The following is an 18,040-nucleotide window of genomic DNA, read 5'->3' as shown; positions in this document are numbered from 1 at the left end:
CGCCAAGACAACAGGCGGTCCGCGCATCTTAGCCAATCGCTCCGGCAATGGAAGCAGCGACGGGCCTTTTTGCACGGACTTGCTCATCTTTGAAGCCGACACACCTCAGTTCATCCAGTTGCCGCCATCGACGTTATAGGTCTGCGCAACCACGTATTCACTGTCCGGCGAAGCAAGGAAAATCGCCATGCCGGTCAGGTCGTCCGCCGTGCCCATACGTCCGTATGGCACCTGCTCGCCGACCAGTTTCTTCTTCTCGCCCAGCGGGCGGTTTTCATAGCGGGCGAACATCGCATCCACGCCATCCCAGTGTTCGCCATCGACCACGCCCGGTGCGATAGCGTTGACGTTGATGCCATGCCTGATGAGGTCCAGTCCGGCCGATTGGGTCAGGCTGATCACCGCAGCCTTGGTCGCGCAGTACACCGCCACCAGCGCCTCGCCACGCCGTCCGGCCTGGCTGGCCATGTTGATGATCTTGCCGCCGTGTCCCTGGGCAATCATTTGCCTGGCTGCAGCCTGCAAAGTGAACAGGGTGCCCGCGACGTTGATCGAAAACAGCCGTTCGTAACTGTCGCGGGTGATATCGACAATTGGTGCCAGATCAAACAGCGCGGCGTTGTTGATCAGGATATCCAGCTTGCCGGTCTGTGTGACCACAGCGGCGATGGCCTGATCGATGGACGTCTGATCCGTCACGTCCATGCTGACCGCGTAGGCGTTGGGCCCCAGCTCGTTCGCCGTGGCTTGTGCGCGTTGCAGATTGATATCGGCAATGGCTACGCGAGCACCTTCCTGGATATACGCCTGGGCAAAAGCCCGTCCTATACCCCGCGCCGATCCGGTGATCAGCGCGCTTTTACCTTCAAGTCGTTTCATGGGTTCATCATCCGTCCAATACAGTTGAGGGCCGCAGCTTTACTTCGGATAACCGGCGCGTTTCATCTCGCGTTCGGTGACGGCCTGTGCAGCGCTGAGCGCCTGTTCAGTGGTGGTCTGGCCGGTCACGGCGGCGGAGAACAGCTTGCCGACCGAGGTGCCGATGGCCTGGAACTCGGGAATGGTCACGTACTGGATGCCGACGTAAGGCACAGGTTTGGCCGAGGGGTGCGCGGGGTCGGCGTGTTGCATCATCTGCAGCGTGACGCTGGCAAACGGCGCAGCCTTGAGATAGGCCTCGCTGTAGGTAGAAGTTCGAGTGCCTGGCGGTACATTACTGATGCCGTCTTTCTCGGCGACCAGCTGGATATACGCTTTGGACGTCGCCCAGGTGATGAACGTCTTGGCCGCGTCCTTGTGCTTTGAGGTGGCCGGTATCGCCAGCGACCAGGCGTAGAGCCACGAAGAGCCCTTGTCGGTCACTTCAACCGGCGCAGGCGCAAAGCCGACGCTGTCGACCACCTTGCTCTGTTCCTTGTCCGTCGTGAAGGAGCCGGCCACGCTGGCGTCGACCCACAAGGCGCATTTGCCGCTGTTGAACAGCGCGAGGGTTTCGTTGAAACCATTGCTCGACACGCCCGGCGGGCCATACTTTTTCAGCGTATCGACGTAGAAATTCGCAGCCTTGCTCCATTCCGGGCTGCTCAGTTCGGGCTTCCATTGCTCATCGAACCAGCGCGCGCCAAACGCGTTGGCCATGGTGCTCAGCAGCGCGATGTTCTCGCCCCAACCGGCCTTGCCCCGCAGGCACATGCCGTAAATACCTTTGTCGGGCTGATGCAGCTTCGCCGCGAACTCACCCAGTTGGGTCCAGGTTGGCTGCTGCGGCATGATCAGACCTGCCTGCTTGAACAGGTCGGTGCGGTAATAGGTGATCGTGCTTTCGCCATAAAAGGGCAGGGCATAGAGCGTGTCCTTGACCGACAAACCCTGCCGCACCGAGGGGAAGATATCTTCCAGCTCATACTCGGGCGCAAGGCCGGTGATCGGCTCCAGCCACTGCTTGGCGCCCCACAGTGGCGTTTCGTAGGTGCCGATGGTCAGCACGTCGAACTGGCCGCCCTGGGTGGCAATGTCGGTGGTCAGGCGCTGGCGCAGGACGTTTTCTTCCAGCACCACCCAATTGATTTTGATATCAGGATGCTGCTGTTCGAAGATTTTCGACAGGCGCTGCATGCGGATCATGTCGCCGTTGTTGACGGTGGCGATGGTCACGGTCTCGGCGGCCTGCGCGGCCATGCTGCTGAGGGCGACAGACACGCCCGCTGACAGGAAAAGCGCTTTGCGGATCTTCATCTCAGGGCACTCCATCCCGCGCCTTGGCTGGCGGGAGTCATTGTTTTTGTTGTTGGCCACGGCTGAATCACCATGGTGGACGGCTTGATTACAGCAGCCTGTTGCGGCCTGAACAAACGCACGGCGAACGATCGGCTGATACTTTTTTAACCGCTTGCCATGCGGCGCTCTGAAAGCAAAAAAGTACCGGTGGCGGATTAATTGTGAGCTAGCACTGGCCGAGCCGTAGGGCGTATGTTTAGGTGTCCATAGAGCATTTATAACGATAAAAGGGGCATCCAGTGCCTGATAGCCGAGCGGCCTTGTTCGAGCAGCGTCCCGCCGAGCTTGAGGTTATTCTCCCGCAACCAGACCACTGCTTTCGCTGGTACGAGCACGACTATCCCTACTCGCTGGCCCGCTGGAACCACCATCCAGAATTTGAAATCCACCTGATCCGCCAGGGCAGTGGCAAGCTGGTGGCCGGTGATTACATCGGTGAGTTCGGTGCCGGTCATGTGGCCCTGATCGGTCCCGATCTGCCCCACGACTGGATCGGCGATCTTGCCCCCGGCGAGCACCTGGCCGGGCGTGACGTGGTGTTGCAGTTCGATGGCGCGGCGTTGCTGGCGCTACGTGGCACGCTGCCGGAACTGGGCGATTTGCAGCGTCTGTTCGAACAGGCACGTCGCGGGTTGGAGTTCACCGGCGAAACGGCCATGCAGGCTGCGCAACTGCTGGAGCAGATCGGCCCGGCACAAGGCCTGGAACGGCTGATTCTGTTTCTACAACTGGTCAATACACTGATGAAGGCACCTGCGCAGGAGGCTCGTCTGCTGGCCAGCGCCTGGTATGCCCCGACCCTGGATGCGCGCAGTTCCGAGCGGATCAACAAGGCGTTCGATTATCTGCTGACTGAATTGACCAGCGATATTCGCCTGTCCGTCATCGCGCAGCGGCTGGACATGAGCGATCCGGGTTTTTCACGCTTCTTCAAGCGCACCACGGGCCATTGTTTTATCGATCTGATGCGCAAGCTGCGGGTTCAGCGGGCTTGCCGGTTGCTGCTGCACAGCGAGATGTCGGTGTCGGACATCTGCTTTGAAGTGGGTTACGCCAACCTGTCCAACTTCAACCGGCATTTCCGCGTGGAGATGCAGCAGACGCCCAGTGAGTACCGGCGAGCCGCTGCATCACTCTGATCAATGCTCTGCCGGCTCTTTCGCCTGTGGCGAGCGGGTGACGGCATGCACCAGCTTGCCGATCGTCAGGCCCTGCAAGAGGATCGACAGCAACACCACGATATAGGTGATGCTCAGCAGCAGGTCACGCTCCGGCCCGGTGGGCAAGGCCAGCGCCAGTGCCACCGAAACACCGCCGCGCAAGCCGCCCCAGGTCAGGATGCGGATCGTACCGTGTGGCACCTTGCGCCAGCGCCGCAGCAGCAGAATCGCAGGGGCCACGGTGACAAAGCGCGACAGCAGAATTGCCACGGCCAACAGGCTGGCGGCAATCAGGTGCTGCCAAGAGAACGGCAGCAGCAACAGCTCCATGCCGATCAACGCAAACAGCAACGCGTTGAGCATGTCATCCAGCAATTCCCAGAAACCGTCCATGTAACGACGGGTCATGTCGTTCATTGCCAGATTACGCCCCAGGTTGCCGATGATCAGCCCGGCCACGACCATCGCGATAGGGCCTGACACATGCAGCTCGGAGGCCATTGCCGAGCCGCCGATCACCAGTGCGAGAGTCAGCATGACTTCGATCTGATACTGCTCGATGCTTTTGATCATTAGGTACACGGCATAGCCAATCAGGCCGCCGAACAGCACACCGCCGACTGCTTCGTGGACGAACAGCAGGGCGGTTTCGCCAACCGTCGGCGTTTCGCCCAGCTGCGCGATACCCAGCAGAACGGTGAACACCACCACCGCCGTGCCATCGTTGAACAGGCTTTCACCAACGATGGTGGTTTTCAGCGGTTTCGAGGCGTTGGCGGTACGCAACACACCGAGCACGGCAATCGGGTCTGTGGGCGAGATCAGCGCACCAAACAGCAGGCAGTACAACGGGCTGACGTGCCAGCCGAACAGGGCAAAGATCCAGTAGGCCAGCGCGCCGATCACGGTGGTGGCAATCAGTACACCGAAGGTTGCCAGCAGGCCGATGGGCCAGCGATAGCTTCTCAGGTCGGCAAGGTTGACGTGCAGCGCGCCGGCGAACAGCAGGAAGGACAGCATCCAGTTCATCAGCAGGTCGCCGAAGTCGATCTGACCGATCAGCTGCTGGACGCGATCTTCCAGACCGGGATAGCCCAGAAAACTCAGCCCTTGCAGCAGCAAAGAGAACATCAGCGCGGTGACCATGACACCGATGGTGGGCGGCAGACCGATAAAGCGATAGTTCACATAGGTCAGCAGCGCAGTGAGGCAGATAAAACCAGCAGCAAGTTCAAGCATCCGTCATTCCAGAATCCGTAAGTGCAGTGTCTCGATCACCGTAACCGAGCCTGTGTTTGATGGACCGGATCCATGTCCAGACACATCGCGACACGACACAGTGGGGTTTGCGTTGACCACGCAGATGCGGTGATGTTGCAAAAAAGGCAGGAATCAGTGCATGAAGCAGGCTTGAAAGCGCAAGAAGCGGGGCATTGCAGACACAAAAAAGTCAGCCCGGATAACGGTCCGGGCTGACGGGGGATGTAACGGTGGGTGGCCTCCCTGGCAGGTTCAGAATCACTGGCTGTTTCTGCACCCGCTCAGGACCTGGTACTGCACGGTGTTCAGCTTGCCTTTGGAGTCCTCGTAGGTCATCAGTTTCGGCATCACGCTACAGGTTTGCAGATCCGGGGATTTGCGAATGACCTTGGCAACGTCGAGCTTCATTCCGTATTTGTACTCCTTGATCTCCGGCATCGGCTTGTTATGGATAGCCGCGTATTTCTGCACGCTGGCCTGGTGTTCCTTGATCACTGTGGTGGCTTTGACTTCATCAGTGGTGTAAGCGTAAGCACTCAGTGGCGAAAGAATGACCAGAGCAAGTAACAACGATTTGGCGGTGCGCATTTTCTTTTGTCTCCGTTTGAATGTGGTTCAACCTTACCAAGTGCGCACTAACCGGAAAGTGGCTGAAACATTACAAATCGGTAATCTCGCAGATGTCAGCTTTCTAACAGTATTGTCATTCTCTGCTCACCTTCCTGTTAGCTACCCGGACGTAAGCTTGTTTCATCCCTGACGAGCACTGCGCTTTTAAGGAACTCCTTACACACCGAAAGAGGTAATGATGATGAAACTGATCAAGTCGATGGTTTTCGCCGTAGCTGCCTTGTCCGCCACTGCAGCCTTCGCCGACGACGGCAACGAGTACGCAAGCACAGCGGCTGACAAGATGCGTCTTGCACAGGAACTGCGCTTCAAGGAACAGAACAGCAGCAACAAAGCCGAGCGCTACGTCAACACAGACGACAACGCCAAGGCCGAGCGGTCGACCAAGTCCGAAGGCTGATGCCTTTGATGCCCGACCCGCTGCACCCCCATTCGCCCTTGGTAGCTCCCTGCTCCTTTGGTCGGGGCGAATCTTTAAGCGTCCTTCGGGGCGCTTTTTTTATTCCCGTATCTACACAAATCGTTATCACTCCCATGCTCCAGCGCCCGTGGGAGCGAGCTTGCTCGCGAAAAGGCCGGTACAGCCGCCAGAAGGAGCGCACTTGAACCATGGAATGCCGTTCTGGACGCTCTGCGTCCTATCTTGAATGTCTGATTACACCGGTCAAAGCGTATTTTATTTTATTTTATTGAGCAACGGCGTGCTGTAATGCACTTCCTTTCATATTTGTAATCTTCCCGTCACCTCGGCGTTATCTTCGCCACTTCAAGATTGTGCCCCACTGGCAGCGCTCGGGTTAATAAAAACAGCCAGATCGACATGTTTATAACAATCTGCCGATTAGACGGAGCGCACATGACTCAACTTAAAACTCTATCACTGGCCCTGTGTTCGACCCTCGCCGGTGTCGCACCGGCTGCCGTATTCGCCGAAGAACAGAAAGAAGGCTTTATCGAAGGCAGCACACTGACGGTGCTCAACCGCAACTTCTACATGAACCGCGACCACCGCAACGGCGAATCCAGCCCTACCGGCAATGGTTACTCCGAAGCGTGGGCGCAAGGCATCATCGGGCGATTCCAGTCAGGTTTCACTCAAGGCACCTTCGGCGTCGGGGTCGATGCATTTGCCATGATCGGTATCAAGCTCGACACCGGTGACGGACGCAACGGCGGCCGCAGCGCGTTCGACGTGCTGCCGGTCGATGGGGAAGGCCGCGCCCGTGACGAATACACCAAGGTAGGTGGCTCGCTGAAGGCCAGAGCCTTCGACACCGTCGTCAACGTGGGCGATGTGTTTCCCTCCACCCCGGTGGTTGCCTTCGGCGACTCCCGACTGCTGCCGGAAAGCTTTCGCGGCGTTACCGCCGTCAACAACAGCATCAGCGGCCTGACCCTGCAAGGCGGTCGCCTGCACGCCATGAGCCAGCCCGTTTCCAGCAACATGCGCGACGGTTTCGTCACCTTCTACGGCGGTGCCGTGGACTCTCCATGGGTTGCCTACTTCGGCGGTGACTATCAGGCCTCCGACAGGCTGAGCCTTGGCCTCTACACCAGCCGACTCAAAGACGCCTGGGATCAGAAATACGCTTCAGCGTCCTACGTGCTGCCGCTCTCTGATGACCTGTCGCTGACCAGCAGCCTGAACTATTACAACGCCACCGACGAAGGCAAAAAGCTGCTCGGCGAATTCGACAACGACATCTGGAGCGCAAAACTCGCCCTGCAATACGGCGCACACACCCTGTCGCTTTCGCACCAGCGCAATGAAGGTGATGACGATTTCGACTACCTCCGGCAGTCCGACTCCATCTACCTGGCCAACTCCATCCAGTACAGCGACTTCAACTCACCCAAAGAACGCTCGTGGATGGTCACCTACAACCTCGACATGTCCACCTTCGGCGTGCCCGGCCTGTCGTTCATGACCCGCTACGGCAAAGGCACCGACGCCGACTACTCCAACGCCAACAGCACCTACATGCGCCGCGACGCACAAGGCAACCCGCTGACCGATCAAAAACGCTGGGAGCGCGATATAGAAGCGAAATACATCGTGCAGACCGGATCACTCAAAGACCTTTCGCTGCGCGTGCGTCAGGCAACGACTCGTGCCACAGCGTTCGAATCGGATCTGGATGAGGTGAGGGTGATTGTGGAGTATCCGTTGAGTGTGCTTTGAGGGGGGATGATTGAGTGAGGCGTCCTTTGGGGCGCTTCACAATTGGACTGGCTAGAAAGTAGACGACTGATGGCAAGGGAATCAGAGATCTACCTCATCTTCATTTTTCAACCCGCTGATGAACTCACCAAATGATGAGGCGAGCTTTCTTTGTGCATTGATATAATTCAAGGCCATGGGGCGTCCACGCTATGCCAACTTTAATTCAGTAGCTGCTTAGGCAAAGTCGTAATTGTGCTCTACATACCTAGTATTAGGTCGTTTTAGCCGTGGTCGACATTGCATGTATAACGCCGTTAGATTTGCGGTCAATTATTAAAACTAAGACGTTGTTTTCCATCTTTTTAGCGATCCAGCTAACTGGGTGGTCTGGTGCCAATCTTCCTAATTTGAGTGTGCATTCCTTTGCTCCGTGGAAGGTCCTGCCGCTTTTCTCGAGAGTGTTTATTCTGTAATCTACAATTTGTCTCATGCTTAAGCTTCCATTTATGTTGTAGATTTCAAGGTTTAACCCGTGTATAAATTCAGCATGTGCCTTAGCCTGTTCTAGGACTTTGGCTGTGTGGATATCTATGTTGTCAGCTTTTAATATGTTTTCAATGGTTTCTTGGTTGATTATTTTAGAGTTCATTTGGATTGAACACCTCAAGCTTTGCACGATTGCTTTTTCCTCATTACCCGTAATCTCTAAGACTTTACCAGTCTTTTCGATGTGAAAGTAATAAAGTCCTATACTTCAACTTTCTGTTGATCAGCATGGGCTGCTGGCACAGCTGCCGGACCCGTAAATATACAGGTTGTTTGCTTGTTGGATATTTTGAGCAACATTCGAAAGGATTGATGCTGGACCTTGCTTTTGATCATGCTGTTTTCTTAGATGGTCCGATTGCCCCTATGACTCATACTCCCGACGGCAGTAGACAAAACCTTCAAAATGCTCAAGACTTCCGATTGGGCTCAAGTCAAACTTACACTCCAGGTCTATTTGGAGGATTTTGTCTTGACCAATTGATGCTGAAATATTTGTAGAGACGACCTCTAAGCTTTCCCAGTCAAAGTCTGTGGGTGGCCTGTCAAGATAGTAACAAATAAATAGTGTTCGATCATCCGTTAGAGAAATGGCGATTGCTCTTATTTCAGGATATATCTCACCAATTAGAGCGCGCCATACGCACAAAATCAAACAGTCAGGCAAGGTTTTCATGGCTTCGATCCGAAATTTTAGCTTGTAAGTGCTCTTTTTTATTAGTAAGATTTACATTGTTGCTAATTGACTTATAATGGTGCGCGTCGCGATTTTTCATCATGGCTTAAGATTTCCTTTTTCGTTATCAATCATTCATTGTTTTGGAGTTTTAATGTTATTTTCGATAAGGTTTCTGTTCTAATCGTTTACTGGGCTATTATAGTAACAAGATTTTTTCATTAGCGATTTTTCCAATATATCGCTTTTGGGGTGGTATGTGGGTGGATTCGTATAGCCTGAGCCTATTAGTCTGCAGAAGTTGCTTTTGTCTTCTATTGCATATTTTTAGTATTGCTTCTAGTTTGCTTCTGTAAGCTTTCTTTAGAGGTAAATTGTCTTTACCCTCTATTAGCTCTTTTTTCTTAGCCTGAACAGCTCGACTTCCCAAGTGTTCATTTCTTGCATGAACTTTTCGATAGTTTACAGGGCTTGGTTTGAAGAATCTTTATCTTTCATATGTATTCTCAAGTATACCTTCTAGTATTTTCTTGTCTTGACGATAGGCATTATTGATATATAGTTTGTGCGCCGCCGCTGTCATATATTAAGTCAAGCTCAATGTCTACTGCCCTCTATTATTTACAGTGCTGGCAGTAACCGCTTCAAAAGCTCTAAATTGACAACGATTTACATCTTTTAACTACGGGAGCAACCCGTCTTTGTTACCCAATGCTGCCCCAAGAAGCTTAGAGGGCAGCTTCTATAATGGGGGGACTTGGTTGATCATCTTAATAATGAAAGTAAATTGAAAAGCATATGGAATTCTAAGGTGCTCATGCGTTCCGTAATGTCCACCAACGACAGCTCAGTTCAGGTTCAATTAAAATCTGAGCTTCTGAAATGGTTTCGCATATATCAAATATTACGCGAATTCCTGTTCCGGAACTAGTGCGCATAAATTCAATGGATTCTACATTTTCTGATGATACTATGGCAGTTTCCTTCGCTGAAACATAAAGTGCTATTTGAAAAGATCGCATTACGGCACTGAAGGATATATCAGCTTCAATCTCACTGTTTTTCGATTTTATATTATAACGAAATAGAGCTGAGCTGGTATCCATCTCGACAGGCTCAATGCCAAATTCTTCTAAGAAATCATCGGGGCTCGGAAATTTCATAGTCACTCCTTAGTGAACGGGTATTAAGGTTATAAGTTTACGAGTTCCATTATCAAGTATTTGGAAAGTACTTTTGAAGTTGGCTGCTCGACCCGATGGGCCTATGAATAGGGATTCTCTGACCTCAAACATCCCATACTGATTGGAAAAAGTACTCATAACGTTGCCTTGGGTTTTTGTGGATGACGCCAAATGCTCAGTTAGCATCTGACGGCCAGAAGTAGTATCAGGAACACCAAGTCTCTTCATTTCGAGAGCAAGCTGGTTCGATCTGGCTGCATTATGAGCGTTACTAGCTGCGCGGCCAAATAGGTAGTCAAATTTGCCCGGTGCAATTTCTAGTGAGCCATTTCCGGAACCGTTGCAAAGACCTAAAGGATCAACCCACCCATAAGGATCAGGCGCATACAGATAGAGATTATCCCCACCACTCAACCCAATCGGATCCTGCGTTATAAACCGCCCAATCTCAGGATCGTAATACCGAAACGTGTTGTAGTGAAGCCCTGTCTCGACATCGAAATACTGTCCTTGAAACCTCAGGTGCTGCTCGACCTCGTTCACCACCAGCTTCTCAATCGCTCCCCACGGCCGGTATTTGGCCTGCCAGACGATCTGCCCTTCGGCGTCGGTCATCTCCAGCGGTGTACCAATCTGGTCGGTGTGGAAGTAGTAGATCTTGTTCTCTAACTCGCCCTCTTTCTCATCAACACGGGCGAGCGGGGCATAGCTGCCAGGCTCATAGAGATACAAGCTGCTGTGCTCGGGACCCTCTTCACGCAGCATCCTGAGACCTTGCCAAAGAAAGCGCTTCTCGTCGCTCTGGCCTTTGATCTCCGACTTTTTAGCGACCCGCCTACCCAGGCTGTCGTACTGGTAGCGGCTGGTGCTTTCCACCTGGCTGTTGGCCATGGTCTCGGTTTTGACCAGGCGGTTTTCGCTGTCGTATGTGAAGGTTTGCCAGCGGACGATGCCGACGATTTTCTCGACCAGGTTGCCCCACGCGTCGTACTTGTATTCGTGGTTGCTCCATTGTTTGAGGCGGTTGTCTTTGACGCGGTCGAAGCGGCTGGTGTTGAAGTTGAGGCGGTTGCCAGCGGCGTCGTAGCGAAAGGCTTCGCCTTCGAAGCGTTTTTCGGGGTTGTGTTCAAGCAGGCGGCCGTTGGCTTCGTATTCGTAGGTGACCTCGCCGCGCAGTTTGTCGAGGGTGCGGCTCAGTTCGCCAGCCGGGTCGTACTCGTAGCGGCGGTGGATCGGGTTGTAGGCGTGTTCGACGTAGAGCTCTGGTTTTATGAGCGGGTTCTGGATCTGTGACAGTTTTTCAGCGGGCAGGGTGGTTGCGTACTGCCAGGTCTTGCGCCCCAGTGCGTCATAGCCGAAGCAACTTGTGAGTTTGCCCTGCGTGCGATAGATCTCGCGGTGCAGGTCGTCGCGCTCCATGTCGCTGATCAGTTGGCCATCGAGATTCAGTTGATGCAGGTGACCGCTGCCGTAATACAGATGGTTCAGGTGCTGGCCGGTAGGAAGGGTCAGCGTGGTCAGGTTGCTGAGTGGATCGTAGTCGTAGGTCAGTGCGCCTTGGGGCGACGTCTCCTGCGTTAAACGCCCCAGAATATCGTAGGAAAATTCCAGTTTTTCGGCACTGACACCGAGCTTTCTGCCGCCGTCAGTGGGTGTGCGTTGAATGGACAGTAGGCGGTCGCTGTCGTCGTAGGTGAAATCCTGACGGGCGTCGTCGTTGAGTCTGGCCAGCAGGCGACCAATCGGGTCGCGCTCGAAATACGTGCTGCGCTGTGGCCGTTCGCCTTTTTCGCTGTAGCCGGTTTCTTCGACCTGAGTCAGATTGTTCTACCATATGTATTTGAATTTGTGGGTTGCATCAATGAAACAGAAAAGAGACTAACTCGATGTTAGTAGTCCCATCTGCCAATCTGGTTTTTAAAGAGCTTTTAAGTATAAAGAAGAGTGTTGTCTTTTAATGCTTCTAAGGTTTTTTACTGGGCGGCTTTGGTCTCTAAATTATCACTAGTTTGTCTTTTTTAAAGCCGACAGGCCAATGTCCGTTATAATAAATATCTACGATTTTCTTCCAGTGATCGCCAAGGTCATAATTGCATTCAGATATATACTGTCGAAAAGCAAAACAGATCCCATTTCTGGCAGCAATACTGAAATCATGCGGCCCACATAAAAAAGGCCTTTCTCCAAATTTCTTGTGACTGCCATAACAGATTTATTTACTTTTACTCTGAGCTCGGTTAGTTCTGCTGACGGTTTAGGTAGTTTATAAAATGGGGCGTCTTGGGTTGGCGATATGGGGAGCCATTCAACCTCCGCATAACATCCTTTGAATTCTAGTTCCGAAGGCTCAAGAAAAACCTTTCGCACGTTCTCTATGCAGATAATACTCCCTTCACTAGAAAATAACTCCCCCATGTTAGAGAAGAAATGGCTTTCTTCTATTTTCTCAAACTCCGCATCGATGTTCATGGTTATAGTCTTATGTCAGTTATGGTGCATAAGGAAAAAGTTTTCCGACGTTGTTAAGTTTTGCTCTTGAGTACGCCGCACTATAACTGCCGCCCTGCGGAACCTCAAGTGATATTCGAGCTGCGCACGTATCTAAAGTATTAACCCAGACTGGTATCATAGCTCTTCGATTGCTTTTCTAATCGTAGATAGTAAGAATAGTTCGTAGTTTTCAAATATTATTTTTTTGTTGGGTTCTCTTTTGAATGATAGTTCTGTTTCTATTATTGGATTCTCATGGGGGGCACTATTGATAGAAGTGTCAATAGAATATATAGGACCGTATCCGGAAGACTGGATAACAACCATTTTTGAATCCGCATCGCCTTGTGAGCGTGCTTTCATTGTTGCAAAAAATACGCTGGGAATCGAAGTGGCTGCTAATCCGCTTTTGGTTGCGCCATAATATGTGTCCCCGGCGAATGATAATGCGCCAAATTTTTTAAGGAATAGTTTGTATGAGTATGGGAGCTTTATACCCATTTCTTTCTCGAATTCTAGAATTAAGCTATCACTTGCACTTCCTGCAAATGTCAGCTCTTCTCTACTTGCATTCATTTCGGATTCAATAATTTCTAAATAATTCATAGGTGCGTTTCAAAAGTTAAGTGATCTCTTTTCCCAATAGATCTCTTGGTGGAGAGCGCCCGCTTGTTCAGGTGGCTAGGTGAGTCTTAGTCGTAGGTCAGCGCGCCTTGGGCGCAATGTTCTTGGCCAGCCGCCCCAATTAACCTATGGTGTAATGTTAATCAGTTAGCTGGCCATCAAGATAGCTTTCTAATAGCTCTAAATCAAAGTTATTGTCTTTAATTATTTTCTTGTTAGAGAGTATTTCCTTAAGTAAATCTTTTTTGGAGATTTTTGGGTTTTGCATAATAGCGCAATGTATAAAAATAGCAGGATATGCATAAATATTTGGGGCGTTATTTACGTCTTGAATTGTGCGTTCGCTTGCAATTATGCAACCTGCGATTTTTGGTATGTAATCTTCTTCGATAATTTGTCTGATATGCTTGCTTATAGCGACGGCATCTTCAGGAGTCGGTGTTTTTAATACGCCACCGCTCACCAGTGTGAGTTTTTTATCTTCTATTTTTAATGTGGTATAAGAGCTGCACGCTTTGTTCAGTAAGTTGCTTTTATAGGGGGCGATAAAATTTGCGGTGCATTCGAAAATAGGCCCGCCGAAAACGTGCCAGCCGAGATAGTAGCCATTGGCGTTGGTAAGGTGTTCCAAATAAAGCTCGGCAACATATGCTTTTTCAAACTTAAACTTTAGTTTGTTTTTAGATGCTAAGATTTTTATTTTGTCTGTGCCGATTGACTTGGAGGTGTTGATGGCTTTAAGCTCTTTTAATAGTTCGTTTTCAAATATTTTTCTATTTTCCAGGCTCATAAAATTACCTATATTTTAATATGCTAAAGATCGCATTGTGAGTGGCTCCTTTGCCGCCCAGTTCAATGCCGCGCTGCCCTTTAGTGTCAACTTTAAAAGTCCCTGCAATTCCTTTTGATTGCTTGATCACCCCCCCCGCCTAAGTGAATAGTGGTATTGGCAGGTGTGGACATGTTGTATATGCCTGCTGCTTTTTGGTTTTTTGTGAGTCCGCCTGATCTGTGCTTTACTTCAAATACGTGAATTACACCATTTTTATCTTTGGCCACGAAGTCCGCACGTATTCTGATACCATTAACCTTCATTGTCAGTTCTTCTGCAAGTACCTCGTAATTATTGCGCTCAAGATCACGCTTGGCTTTAAGTCGTCCTTTTTCACCACTTGCAGCACTCTTGCACAGACCCCAAGGATCAACCCACCCATAAGGATTAGGTGCATACAGATAGAGATTATCCCCCCCACTCAACCCAATCGGATCCTGCGTAATAAACCGTCCAATCTCCGGATCGTAATACCGAAACGTGTTGTAGTGAAGCCCTGTCTCGACATCGAAATACTGCCCCTGAAACCTCAGGTTCTGCTCGACCTCGTTCACCACCAGCTTTTCAATCGCTCCCCACGGCCGGTATTTGGCCTGCCAGACGATCTGCCCTTCGGCATCAGTCATCTCCAGCGGTGTACCAATCTGGTCTGTGTGGAAGTAGTAAACCTTGTTCTCTAACTCGCCCTTTTTCTCATCAACACGGGCTAAAGGCGCGTAGCTGCCAGGCTCATACAGATACAAGCTGCTTTGTTCCGGGCTTTCTTCACGCAGCAAGCGAAGGCCTTGCCAGAGAAATAGTCGATGGTCTTTCTGCCCCTTGATCTCCGACTGTTTGCCAACGCGCCTACCCAGACTGTCGTATTGATAGCTGCTGGTGCTTTCCACCTGACTGTTAGCCATGGTCTCGGTTTTGACCAGGCGGTTTTCGCTGTCGTAGGTGAAGGTTTGCCAACGGACGATGCCGACGATTTTCTCGACCAGGTTGCCCCACGCGTCGTATTTGTATTCGTGGTTGCTCCATTGCTTGAGGCGGTTGTCTTTGACGCGGTCGAAGCGGCTGGTGTTGAAGTTGAGGCGGTTGCCAGCGGCGTCGTAGCGAAAGGCTTCGCCTTCGAAGCGTTTTTCGGGGTTGTGTTCAAGCAGGCGGCCGTTGGCTTCGTATTCGTAGGTGACCTCGCCGCGCAGTTTGTCGAGGGTGCGGCTCAGTTCGCCAGCCGGGTCGTACTCGTAGCGGCGGTGGATCGGGTTGTAGGCGTGTTCGACGTAGCGCTCTGGTTTTATGAGCGGGTTCTGGATCTGTGAGAGTTTTTCAGCGGGCAGTGTGGTTGCGTACTGCCAGGTCTTGCGGCCAAGGGCGTCGTAGCCGAAGCAACTGGTGAGTTTTCCCTGCGTGCGGTAGATCTCGCGGTGCAGGTCGTCGCGCTCCATGTCGCTGATCAGTTGGCCATCGAGATTCAGTTGATGCAGGTGACCGCTGCCGTAATACAGATGGTTCAGGTGCTGGCCGGTAGGAAGGGTCAGCGTGGTCAGGTTGCTGAGTGGATCGTAGTCGTAGGCCAGCGTGCCCTGGGGCGACGATTCCTGTGTCAGGCGGCCCAGAATGTCGTAGGCGAATTCCAGTTTTTCGGCCGTGACACCGAGTTTTCTGCCACCGTCGGTGGGTGTGCGCTGAATGGACAGCAGGCGGTCGCTGTCGTCGTAGGTGAAATCCTGACGGGCGTCGTCGTTGAGTCTGGCCAGCAGGCGACCAATCGGGTCGCGCTCGAAATACGTGCTGCGCTGTGGTCGTTCGCCTTTTTCGCTGTAGCCGGTTTCTTCGACCTGAGTCAGATGCCCGCCAAGGTTGTAGCTGAAACGGCGGGTCAACTGGTCGATGCGTTTTTCTTCGATCAGCCGATCGGAGTGATCGTAGGCGAACGTGTAAGTGGCGTCGTTTTCATTGCTCAGCGCCACGAGGCGCAGGGCTCTGTCGTACTGGTAGGCGACCATCAGCCCTTTAGGGTCCTGACGTCTGGTCGGCAGGCCGCGTGCGTTGCGGGCCAGATGGGTGGTCTGGTCCTTGCCGTCAGTGTGTGTCATGACCTGACCGTGGGCGTTGTAGGTGAAGCTCTCGCGGGTGCCGTCCGGATGGTTGATGCTCAGCACTTCGCCGCCAGGTTTGCGTTCCAGTGTGGTGGTGTTGTTCAGGGCATCAGTGACGGCCACCAGTTGATCGCGCTCGTCGTAACGGTACCAGGTGCTCTTGCCCGAGCAGTCCTGGAAGCGCTCGACCTGCGCCAGGTTGTTCCACCACAGGTATTTGGATTTATAGGTCGCATCGATGATGGTGTGCGGCAGGCCATCTTCGCTGTTGAGGTATTCGGTCTTTTGACCCAGCGCATCAATCTCGGCAACCAGATTGCCTTTCGAATCGTAGCGGGCCGTCCAGATGGCGCCGTCAGGGTAAGTGATCTGTTTGACCAGTGTGGTCTTGTAGTGATGCTGATAACGCGTGGTTCGGCCCAGCGGGTCGGCTTCTGCGGTCAGGCGTGACAGATCGTCGTACTCGAAGCCCAGCTGGTTGCCATCGGGCAGCGTCAGGCCGGTGATATTGCCAGTGTTGTCCAGCGCGATACGGTACTGCTCACCACCGAAATCAGTGCTGGCGACGACGCGACGGTCCTTGTTCCAGGTCACCTCGGCGCGACGTCCCAGCACATCGGTTACGCGCGTCCGGCGCGCCTCGAAATCATAATCGAAATGAAAGTGCTCGCCGTCGCTGGTCCAGTGCTCGACCACGCGCGGCTTGCCGTCAAGAACCTCCCAGCGGTATTCGCAACTGAGCCCCAGCGCATTGGCGTGGCGGGTCATCAGGCCATCGGTGTAGCTGAAGTTACGCACCGAGTCGCCATTGCGGTTGTACACACTGTTCAACTGGCCATTGTTGTCGTAGCCATAGCGCACCAGTGTCTCGACGGCCTGGTCGCCGACGATTCGCTTGACGGTGCTCAGACGGTTGGTCACCTCGTCGTAGTGCAGGTGCACGCGATGCCCGCCGGTGGAGCAAATGTCGGTCAGAACGCCGTCTTCGCTGCGTACGAAATGCAGAAAATGACCGAGGGCGTTTTCGACGCGTTGCAGGGGAACTGGCTGGTTGTCGTCGGGCACTTCACCGAAGTAGTAAAAGACGTTATCCAGTGTTTGCAGCAGGTAATGACCACCCTCGGTACGCACCAGGTACAGCTGTTCCTGTGCGTTGTAGATGCGCTGGTTGTAGTCCAGTGTCACGAAGGGCACGCTGCGGCCCTGATTGTCGCTGAGGTACAGAAAGCTGCCCTTGCGCCGCAGGCTTTGTTCCCAGGGCAGCACCCAGCCCTTGCCCAGCGCGCTGTCGACATCAAGGTCGCTGGCGTAGAAGCGTGTCCACTCGATTGGCATCAGGCCGGGCAGGCTGAAATCGGACTCGTCGATCAGCAGCTTGCGCCCGGTGGTGGTGTCGACCGGATTGCCGTGCAGGCCGCCCAGCACTTTTTCGGCCACGGGGGCGACGCCGAAGCGAAAAATGGCGTCCCCGAGAAAGACACCGCCCATGAACTGCAGGGCGCAAGGGCCTGCCGCTTTCAGACCGGCCTGCATGCCCAGCTTGGCAATGCTGAGCACGGCCTTGGCGCCGCCGGCTACGACCAACAGAATGTCCACGGTGTAGCGGGCCATCGCCGAGACTTCGTCGTCCACCGGAAGGTAGCGTTGGGTACCGCCGCCGATGAAGACGTTGGGCGAGCCGGTGCCGATCTTCGCGCCGCAGGTCAGCTTGTCGCCCTTGCGCGCAGCGGGCTGGCCGTTGATGAAGACGTTGCTGGAGCCTTCGGCCACCTTGACGATCGGCGAGTGCTTGTCACACACGGCGGTGCTTTCGATGGCAAAGGCAGCGGGGCGGCCATTGATGAACACGTTGGGCGAGGCAGATTCGATCTGCCCCGCGGGAGAGCTGAAGGCGCTGCCGATACTCTCCCCGATACTGGCGATGGCATTACCGGCCAGGCCGACTGCCATGGCCAGTAAAAAACCGCCGAACCCGCACGTGGCAAAGGTGAGCGAGACATACGCCACTGCCGCGATGCCCACGATCGCTCCGAGCACAAAGCCCGCCATTGCACCGGTGTGTTCGATCTCATCCAGTAACCGCGCTGCCTCGAACATCGCCGTTACTCCTGCG

Annotated in this window: 13 protein-coding genes and 1 pseudogene; 3 read left to right on the top strand and 11 right to left on the bottom strand. The window is 53.2% G+C overall.

Going from position 1 to position 18,040, the window contains the following annotated elements; all coding sequences use genetic code 11:
* Positions 1 to 105: 105 nt before the first annotated feature.
* Together KP808_RS23960 and KP808_RS23955 are read right to left on the bottom strand one after the other, a co-directional pair.
* Entirely contained in the window at positions 106 to 879 is a 774-nt protein-coding gene (locus KP808_RS23960) for an L-iditol 2-dehydrogenase (RefSeq protein ID WP_230017056.1), read from the bottom strand.
* A 39-nt stretch (positions 880 to 918) separates the two neighbouring features.
* Positions 919 to 2,235, bottom strand: a complete 1,317-nt coding sequence (locus tag KP808_RS23955; RefSeq protein WP_058409201.1) for an ABC transporter substrate-binding protein — start codon at positions 2,233 to 2,235, stop codon at positions 919 to 921.
* A 281-nt stretch (positions 2,236 to 2,516) separates the two neighbouring features.
* On the opposite strand from KP808_RS23955, the gene KP808_RS23950 reads away from it, so the two are divergent.
* Entirely contained in the window at positions 2,517 to 3,416 is a 900-nt protein-coding gene (locus KP808_RS23950) for an AraC family transcriptional regulator (RefSeq protein ID WP_122258828.1), read from the top strand.
* Here the strand turns inward: KP808_RS23950 and KP808_RS23945 are convergent, their stop codons facing one another.
* Together KP808_RS23945 and KP808_RS23940 are read right to left on the bottom strand one after the other, a co-directional pair.
* Complete coding sequence (locus KP808_RS23945) at positions 3,417 to 4,676, bottom strand: cation:proton antiporter (RefSeq protein WP_005733888.1); 1,260 nt, start codon at positions 4,674 to 4,676, stop codon at positions 3,417 to 3,419.
* A gap of 279 nt (positions 4,677 to 4,955) precedes the next feature.
* Positions 4,956 to 5,285 (bottom strand): DUF2790 domain-containing protein, encoded by a 330-nt coding sequence (locus KP808_RS23940; protein ID WP_004663292.1) that lies wholly within the window; start codon positions 5,283 to 5,285, stop codon positions 4,956 to 4,958.
* Between the two features lie 217 nt (positions 5,286 to 5,502).
* Between KP808_RS23940 and KP808_RS23935 the strand changes: the two genes are divergently transcribed.
* Entirely contained in the window at positions 5,503 to 5,727 is a 225-nt protein-coding gene (locus KP808_RS23935; protein WP_004663296.1) for a hypothetical protein, read from the top strand.
* Between the two features lie 456 nt (positions 5,728 to 6,183).
* The gene (locus KP808_RS23930; protein ID WP_230017055.1) at positions 6,184 to 7,509 is read left to right on the top strand and encodes an OprD family porin; all 1,326 of its coding nucleotides are present in this window, start codon (positions 6,184 to 6,186) and stop codon (positions 7,507 to 7,509) included.
* Between the two features lie 253 nt (positions 7,510 to 7,762).
* Here the strand turns inward: KP808_RS23930 and KP808_RS23925 are convergent, their stop codons facing one another.
* The 7 genes and pseudogenes from KP808_RS23925 to KP808_RS23895 all read right to left on the bottom strand — a co-directional run bounded on the left by KP808_RS23925 (position 7,763) and on the right by KP808_RS23895 (position 18,024).
* Positions 7,763 to 8,140 carry a hypothetical protein gene (locus KP808_RS23925; RefSeq protein ID WP_058401844.1) on the bottom strand — a complete coding sequence of 126 codons (378 nt, stop codon included), beginning with the start codon at positions 8,138 to 8,140 and terminating at the stop codon, positions 7,763 to 7,765.
* Between the two features lie 1,388 nt (positions 8,141 to 9,528).
* On the bottom strand, positions 9,529 to 9,876 hold the full coding sequence (locus tag KP808_RS23920) for a hypothetical protein (RefSeq protein WP_080396341.1): 348 nt from the start codon (positions 9,874 to 9,876) through the stop codon (positions 9,529 to 9,531).
* Positions 9,877 to 10,239: 363 nt separating this feature from the next.
* Positions 10,240 to 11,316: pseudogene (locus tag KP808_RS26265) on the bottom strand (RHS repeat domain-containing protein); the annotation flags it as partial.
* A gap of 636 nt (positions 11,317 to 11,952) precedes the next feature.
* Complete coding sequence (locus KP808_RS23910) at positions 11,953 to 12,366, bottom strand: hypothetical protein (RefSeq protein WP_230017054.1); 414 nt, start codon at positions 12,364 to 12,366, stop codon at positions 11,953 to 11,955.
* 156 nt (positions 12,367 to 12,522) lie between these two features.
* Positions 12,523 to 12,993 (bottom strand): SMI1/KNR4 family protein, encoded by a 471-nt coding sequence (locus KP808_RS23905; protein WP_230017053.1) that lies wholly within the window; start codon positions 12,991 to 12,993, stop codon positions 12,523 to 12,525.
* 157 nt (positions 12,994 to 13,150) lie between these two features.
* Positions 13,151 to 13,801 carry a hypothetical protein gene (locus KP808_RS23900; RefSeq protein ID WP_058402570.1) on the bottom strand — a complete coding sequence of 217 codons (651 nt, stop codon included), beginning with the start codon at positions 13,799 to 13,801 and terminating at the stop codon, positions 13,151 to 13,153.
* A gap of 92 nt (positions 13,802 to 13,893) precedes the next feature.
* Complete coding sequence (locus tag KP808_RS23895) at positions 13,894 to 18,024, bottom strand: RHS repeat-associated core domain-containing protein (RefSeq protein ID WP_230017052.1); 4,131 nt, start codon at positions 18,022 to 18,024, stop codon at positions 13,894 to 13,896.
* Positions 18,025 to 18,040: the final 16 nt, after the last annotated feature.

This window comes from Pseudomonas savastanoi (assembly GCF_020917325.1).
Lineage (GTDB): Bacteria > Pseudomonadota > Gammaproteobacteria > Pseudomonadales > Pseudomonadaceae > Aquipseudomonas > Aquipseudomonas amygdali.
This window is presented reverse-complemented; position numbering and strand designations above follow the sequence as displayed.